This window comes from Pseudomonas sp. R19M (assembly GCF_050312585.1).
GTDB classification, from domain to species: domain Bacteria; phylum Pseudomonadota; class Gammaproteobacteria; order Pseudomonadales; family Pseudomonadaceae; genus Aquipseudomonas; species Aquipseudomonas palleroniana.
This window is the reverse complement of record NZ_JBNPJV010000034.1, coordinates 20,750-27,557: the sequence shown is the minus strand read 5'-3', so window position 1 is coordinate 27,557 and position 6,808 is coordinate 20,750. Positions and strand designations below refer to the sequence as shown.

Genomic DNA, 6,808 nt, shown 5'->3' with positions numbered 1-6,808 from the left:
CAAGTCGAATCGTCGCACCGCCCCTCCCACAGTGACCGCGTTAATCCTTAACTGACTGGCGTTAGGGTTTGCTCCCGATAGCGGAGCAAGCCCCCCCACAAGACCTTCGGTACCCTGACGCCTGCGTTTGCATGAGCCCTCATCTACACTCCAGGAGAGTAAGCGCTCGGCGACTCGCCGGCACAGGAGTGCTCGATGTCTCCCCGATTTCATGACAAGCAGCGTGGCGCCGTGGGTCTGATGACGGTAGGTGTGTTGGCATTGGCGTTGATGTGCACATTACTGGTGATCGACAGCGGCCGTTTGTATTTGGCCAAGCGCCAGTTGCAAGGCGTGGCGGACACTGCCGCGCTGGAGGCCGTCAGCCGCGGGGGAACGTGCCAGGCCGGTTTGAGCGCTGCGGCTTTTGCTGCGCAGAGTGTGGCGCGCAATAATTTTGTACTGGGCAATGGCAATACCTTGGTGGCCCGCTGCGGTTCGGTGACCACCGGCGCTTCGGGCATGCGCACCTTCAGTGCCAACCCGGCGCTGTCGTCAGCGATTCAAGTGGTGGTCAGCAATACCGTGCCAACCAGCATCGCGGCAGGCGTCTGGGCACTGACCTCCGGCAACCCTCTCAGCCTCAGTACCGTCTTGACCGCCACGGCCGTGGCGGCGATACCCACGCCGGCATTGGCCCAGCTCACCATCAACAGCACGCTGGCCAGCGTCAATACGGCCAATGCCGGCCTGTTGAACCCGCTGTTTTCCGGGCTACTCGGCGGCAACGTCAACCTGACGGTCGCCGGTTGGAATGGCCTGATCAATACCAATATCAACCTGCTCAGTTACCTCAACCAATTGGCGATCAACCTGAACCTGACCGCTGGCAATTACACGCAGTTGCTCAACACCAACGTCACCGCGACGCAGTTGATCCAGGCCGCGATCAATGTGCTGACCGCCAACGGCGCCTCGGTGGATGTGTTGACCGCCCTGGGCAACCTGCAATTGGCCGCAATCAACCAGGCACCGCTGACGCTTGGGCAGATCCTGCAGGTGCAGACCGGCACCACGGCGTCGGCGCTGAACGCCAACCTTCAAGTCTTCCAACTGGTCCAGGGCATTGTGCAACTGTCCAACAGCCAGAGCTCGATGGCGGCGACCTTGCCGGTCAGCCTGCTGGGGCTGGCCAACATCACCACCCAGGTCAAAGTCACCCAGCCGCCGCAACTGTCGGCCGTCGGCAACCCGGCGCTGGCGGCGGCCAACCCACAGGGGCCGAATGCGATCTACGTGCGTACGGCCCAGGTACGCACCGAAGTGACGGTGAGTTTGCCGGTGTTGAACAGTTTGTCGGGGTTGACTACGGCGGTGGATAACTTGCTGGGGCCACTGACCCCCGTGGTCAATGGCCTGCTGAGCTTGAACCTGGTGACCTCGATCAATTCGGCCTTGTGCTTGCTGGGGGCTGGTTGCCAGCAATTGGATTTGCTGGTGATGCCGGGCAACCTGCCGCTCAATGTCGTGTTGGATGCCGGTGGCGCCAGCAGTTATGTCACCGCCTACAGTTGCCCAACGGGCGGCACGGGCACCAAGAGCCTGACGGCCAGCACCACTACCTCGTTGGCCTCGCTGAATATCGGCAGCATCACCAATGCTTTTTCGACCACCCAGCCGATGACGGTGGCGCCGCTGGCGCTGATCGATATCGGCACCAAGACCTGCCATATGATTGCCTTCATTGGCAGCTGTGACAGCCGTGTGCCGTTTGCCGGCGGTGGCATCGGGATCAAGGTGCAAAGCCCGATCGCCGGAAGCAACCAGACCCAGGTGTTCTCCAGTACCGCACCCTTTGCCACGCCGCCTAACGTCGGCCTTGCACCGACCTATCAAGCCGCCACGCCGGCCACCAATGTGGTCAGCAGCCTTTCCGCGACCCTCAGCGGCGTCGGTCTCACGGCCTACCAGCCGGTGGGCAGTAACCCGCTGGGCAGCCTGATCACCAATACCGTGTCGCTGCTCAGTGGCGTCAGCGCTATCGTCACACCGGCGGTGGATGGCCTGTTGGGCTCGCTGTTGAACCCGATCCTCAACAACCTGTTGAACAGCTTGGGGATCAGCCTGGCGAACGTGAATGTCGGCGCCAACCTGAGCTGTGGCCAGACCGGGGAAGCCTACCTGGTGATTTAAGCGTCGGTGGCCCTGGGCAGTTCCACGCAAAAGCGTGCACCGTGCTCACCGTTGCTGACGCTCAGGCGCCCGCCCATGTTTTCCACAATGCCATAGCTCACCGACAAGCCCAGCCCGGTGCCTACGCCTATCGGCTTGGTGGTGAAAAAGGGTTCGAAGATGCGCTCCAGCAAGCGAGGGTCGATGCCACCCCCGTTGTCTTCGACCCAGAGGCGTACGTGCTGGCTGTCGTGCTCGGTGTGTAGGGCGATCCACGGGCGCAACTCGGGGTTTCTCTCGCGCTGGCCGAGCAGCGCATCACGGGCGTTGACCATCAGATTGATCAGCACCTGCTCAAGCTGATCGATGTGACCTTTGACTTGCACCGGGATATCCGCCTGGCTCACGCGCACCTCGACGCCTTTGCCGCGCAGACCTTCGCTGAGCAACGACAGGGTGCCTTCGACCGCCTGCGCCGGGTCGAACGGTTGCTGCTCGACTTCCGAGCGGCGGCCGAACACGCGCATATGGTCCACCACCCGTGCCGCGCGCTGCACCTGGGCGTCGATGCGCTGGAGTTTTTCAGTGAGGTAATCCACCTGTGCGTTGCCGGTGCTCAGGCGCTTGAGCACGTTGACGATCGCCATGCGCATCACGTTCAGCGGCTGGTTGATCTCATGGGCCAGGCCCGTGGCCATTTCGCCGAGGGTGGCCATTTTCGCGCTTTGGGTCAGTTGTTGCTGGGAGCGGCGGACTTCCGTGTTGTCGCGGCCCACGGCCTGCACTTCCAGCAACGCGCCCTGCTCATCAAACACCCCACGGTCCGACCATACCCACCAGGCATGCTCGCGCCCCGGCAGTTGCAGGCTGATTTCCGCGGTACTGACCGGAAATTCGGGGGTCAATTGGTGGATGCGTTGTAAAAACGCCTGGCGTTGTTCGTCCGACAACCAGCCGCCCAGGTTCAGGCCCGGCAGTTGGGCCGGCAGGCATTCCAGGTAGTTGGCCAATGGCGTGTTGCCGAAGGTCAGCGTCAGGTCCGGGCGGTAGCGGCAGATCATCGCCGGGGAGTCCTCCACCAGAATTCGGTAGCGCTCCTCGCTGTCCTTGACTTGCTGCGCGGTCAAGGTCGCCTCGGTGACGTCCAGCCATAGGCCGACCGCCTCCACCGGCAGGCCGAGGTCGTCGCGCAACAGCTTGGCTTCATCGAGCAGCCAGTGGTAACCGCCCTGTTTGTCTTGTACCCGATAACGGCTGCGTACGCTGCCTTCGCGCAGCAACTGGCGGGTGCGTTGGAAGTACAGGTCACGATCATCCGGGTGCACCCATTGCACCAGGCTTTCGTGGTTGCATTCGGCCAGGGTACGGCCCAGCAGCGGCAGCAGGCTGTCGCTGAAAAAAACCGGTTGCAGCGCGCCATCCACATAGCGTTGCACGTAGATGATCGCGGGCGAGCTGGCGATCAGGTTTTCCAGGCGCGAATGGGCGACGTCGGCCTGCAACTGCTGGTTTTTGATGTCGCTGATGTCGAGCATGAAACCGATGCAACGGCGTTGCTCACCGGTGCCCAGCACTTGGCCCTGGACGCGATACCAGGTGCTGTCGCTGCGGCTTAAGCGCACGCTGGCGAGCAGAGGTTTGCCAAGGTGATGCAGATCCCGCAGACGGCTCTGCAGTTCAAGACGGTCGGCGGGGTGGATCAGGTGCAGCCAGGTGTCCAGGGCTTGCCGGGTCGGTTCTTCTGCCTGGCCCAGGTTGCGCATCAATTGCGGGGCAAGTTGGATCTCGTCGCTGCTGGGCAACAGCTCCCACCAGCCGGTACCCAGCAAGCCTTGCAGGGCTTCCAGGCGCTCCAACTGCTGGTGGTGGTGCTGTTCGCGCACGCGGCTGAGCATCGGCGCGGCGAGGGCGGCGGCGAGGTTCAGCCAGTCGCGATCCGTGCAGTGGGGATGGCCGTTGTAGGGGCCGCACAGTAGCCACGCGGCGACGCCCTGGCCGTCGCGATAGGGCACCAGGAAGCCATCGGCGTTGCCGAACACACTGTGTAAACGCGGGTGCTCGCCACGCCCATAGGGTGCTTTGAGCGCCAGTGGGGTGGTGCCGTTGAGGTTGTCCAGGCAGGTGCCGAGGCGCTGCCCGGTGTGCCAGAGCTGCGGCGCATCATGGTTGGCGTACTGGCTATAGATCTGCCAGCCTTGGTCTTCCTGATCGAGCAATGCGAGAGCCACACAGGGAATGCGCCAGCGCTGCGCCACACTGCACAACTGTTCGTTGAACACCTCGGACAAACGGCTGAGGCTGCACACCCGCAGTTGCGCGCTGACCAGGCTGGTGAGCTGGTGGTTCTGTTCGCGTTGCTCGGCCAATTGCCGGCCGCCGAGTAAATCGCCGATATCCACCGCATGCAGCAACCAGCCGTTGGCGTGCGGCTCCAGCGTGCCACGGGTGTGCAAGGGCTGCCCGGCGGCCCCCTGGAAATCCAGGTCGAGGCTGTGGCGTTGCCAGTCGGCGGGAATACCTTCCACCGCCAGGGCGCTGTCGGCGCATAGCAAGTCTTGCAACGGTAACGCGATTGCATGCGGCGCGAGGTATTGGCGCAAGGTGCCGCTGATATCGAGCACGCGCCCCTGGGCATCCAGGTGCAGGTGCAGCCCGGCGCTAGGTGGCGCCGGCGTGTCGAGGGCCCGCGCGCCGCTGCGGCCGAGCAGACGCCCGAAGAGTTTGTCCCCGGCGGTCAAAACTGCAGGCTCGACTGGGCCTGCAGCGTCGCCGGCAACTGCGGCACGCTGCCAATGCCGGGCAACACGATAAAGGGCATCACATTCTGCAGATTGGCCGTGGGGTAGTTGATTTTTACCGTCACCAGGCCGCTGACCAAGGTGGTGGTGACCTGTGTCGCTGCGTTGAAATTGAAGGCTGCGGGAAGCCACCCCAGGCGTGTCGCGACGGTGGTATTGGCCATGTTGATCACCGCCGCGTCATAGCCTTGCATCGTGGGGTCCAGGCCCACGACCAGGCGCACGGCTTCAGCGGTCGCCTGGTTGAACGACTGTTTTAACAGCAGTGGCAGGCTATAGCTGACCATTGCGTAGAACACGCCGAAAAAAATCATGAACACGGCGACGAATTCGATCGCCGCCGTACCCTTTTGCTTTTTGGGGAGGCTTGTTCTCATCACCGCGTCTACCCTGACGGCTACTACTTGATATCAGCATAGAATCAATCAGCAAAAAGGGATGTTTTTTACGTGATCCAGGGTGCCGTGGTATTGGTGTGGTTGGGGCTGTGTGCGGCGCAGGACGCTCGGCAGCGGTTGCTGGCTAACCGCCTGACGCTGGGGGCGGCCCTGTTGGCGTTGATCTACCTGCTGGGCACGGGCAGCACATGGCTGGGCGCGCCGGCCGGGCAGGGTGCGCTGGCGTTGGTGCTGGCGCTGCTGCTGACCCTGCCGGGTTACGCCCTGGGCCGCCTGGGCGCGGGCGATGTGAAGTTGCTCGCGGCGTTGGCGCTGGCCTCGAATGCCGAGTATCTGCTGGGGTCTTTCATCGGGGCGGCATTCGCCAGTGTGCTCTGGCTGATGCTTGCGCCAAAAGTGTGGGCGCTTCTGGGGCCGGTGTTTAAAGACCCAATGGCCGGTTTGGCGCCGCAATCGTCAAAAAAACTGCCGTTCGCGCCGTTTTTGCTGGTGGGATTCGTACTTACGTGGTTTTGGATCCATTAGTCGTCATGGGGGTATTAACGCTATGTACATAGTCGGAAAGTACGTCTACGTTTAAGTTGTGTAGGAATGTTGTTTAAGTTGTGTAGGGATATTCGTCGTAAAAGATGGGCCAATCTTTTGGCGTGCCTGGCATGGAGTAGCGTGTGAACAAGCTTACCTCTGCGGTTAAAGTGCTCGTGGTCGACGATCAGCCACTGATCGTGGAGGAGCTCTGTGAGTTTCTCGAAAGCAGCGGCTATCGTTGCGTCCCTTGCCAGTCCAGCCAGCAGGCCTTGACGTGTTTCAGCGAAGACGCCGAGATTGGCCTGGTGTTGTGCGACCTGCATATGCCGGACATGGACGGCATCGAATTGGTCCAGGCGTTGCAAAAGGTCGCCGGTAAGCAGCGGGCTTTCGAAGCCATCATGTTGACCGGGCGCGCCGACAAGCAGGACGTGATCAAGGCCCTGCGGGCCGGGTTCGCCGACTACTATCAGAAGCCGATCAACCTGGATGAATTGCTCGAAGGCTTGCAGCGCCAGGACGCAGCATTGCAAGAGCGCAGGAAGGATCTGCAACTGGGGCACTTGAATCAGAAGCTGCAATTTCTGTCCGAGTCCATCAACGAGCTGTATCAGGACATCGATAAAGTCCGCCGCAGCCCGCCAGGGGCGCAGGGCGAAGCGGTCCCGGCGGGGCCGTCGGAAATTCCGGCGATCTTCAAACCGCTGTCACCGCGCCAGTGGGATGTGGCGCGGCTGGTGGGCACAGGCCAGACCAACTATCAGATTGCCTGCGAATTGGGCATTACCGAAAACACAGTGAAATTGTACGTCTCTCAGGTGTTGCGCCTGACCCACATGCATAACCGCACGCAACTGGCACTGGCGCTGTCGCCTGGCAAATTGGCGCCGCACCAGCAGGTGACGGCTCACTGATAACAACACCATCCCCCCT

General features: G+C 62.0%; 5 protein-coding genes. 3 read left to right on the top strand and 2 right to left on the bottom strand.

From position 1 onward, the window contains the following. The first annotated feature begins 195 nt into the window (after nt 1-195). Nucleotides 196-2,172, top strand: coding sequence for a pilus assembly protein TadG-related protein (locus ACQRBT_RS06050; RefSeq protein ID WP_412047685.1), 1,977 nt, complete (start codon nt 196-198; stop codon nt 2,170-2,172). On the opposite strand, the gene ACQRBT_RS06045 is transcribed toward ACQRBT_RS06050, so the two are convergent. Both ACQRBT_RS06045 and ACQRBT_RS06040 read right to left on the bottom strand, forming a co-directional pair. Then, complete coding sequence (locus ACQRBT_RS06045; RefSeq protein WP_412047686.1) at nt 2,169-4,889, bottom strand: ATP-binding protein; 2,721 nt, start codon at nt 4,887-4,889, stop codon at nt 2,169-2,171. The genes ACQRBT_RS06050 and ACQRBT_RS06045 overlap by 4 nt on opposite strands. Further along, entirely contained in the window at nt 4,886-5,326 is a 441-nt protein-coding gene (locus ACQRBT_RS06040) for a TadE/TadG family type IV pilus assembly protein (protein WP_060755711.1), read from the bottom strand. The genes ACQRBT_RS06045 and ACQRBT_RS06040 overlap by 4 nt, the downstream gene beginning before the upstream one ends. Nucleotides 5,327-5,398: 72 nt before the next feature. Here ACQRBT_RS06040 and ACQRBT_RS06035 point away from each other — a divergent pair, with 72 nt between their 5' ends. Beyond that, the gene (locus tag ACQRBT_RS06035; protein ID WP_412047687.1) at nt 5,399-5,872 is read left to right on the top strand and encodes a prepilin peptidase; all 474 of its coding nucleotides are present in this window, start codon (nt 5,399-5,401) and stop codon (nt 5,870-5,872) included. Nucleotides 5,873-6,015: 143 nt separating this feature from the next. Further along, a complete protein-coding gene (locus ACQRBT_RS06030; protein WP_060755713.1) occupies nt 6,016-6,789 on the top strand; it encodes a response regulator transcription factor in 774 nt (257 codons plus the stop codon). Nucleotides 6,790-6,808: the final 19 nt, after the last annotated feature.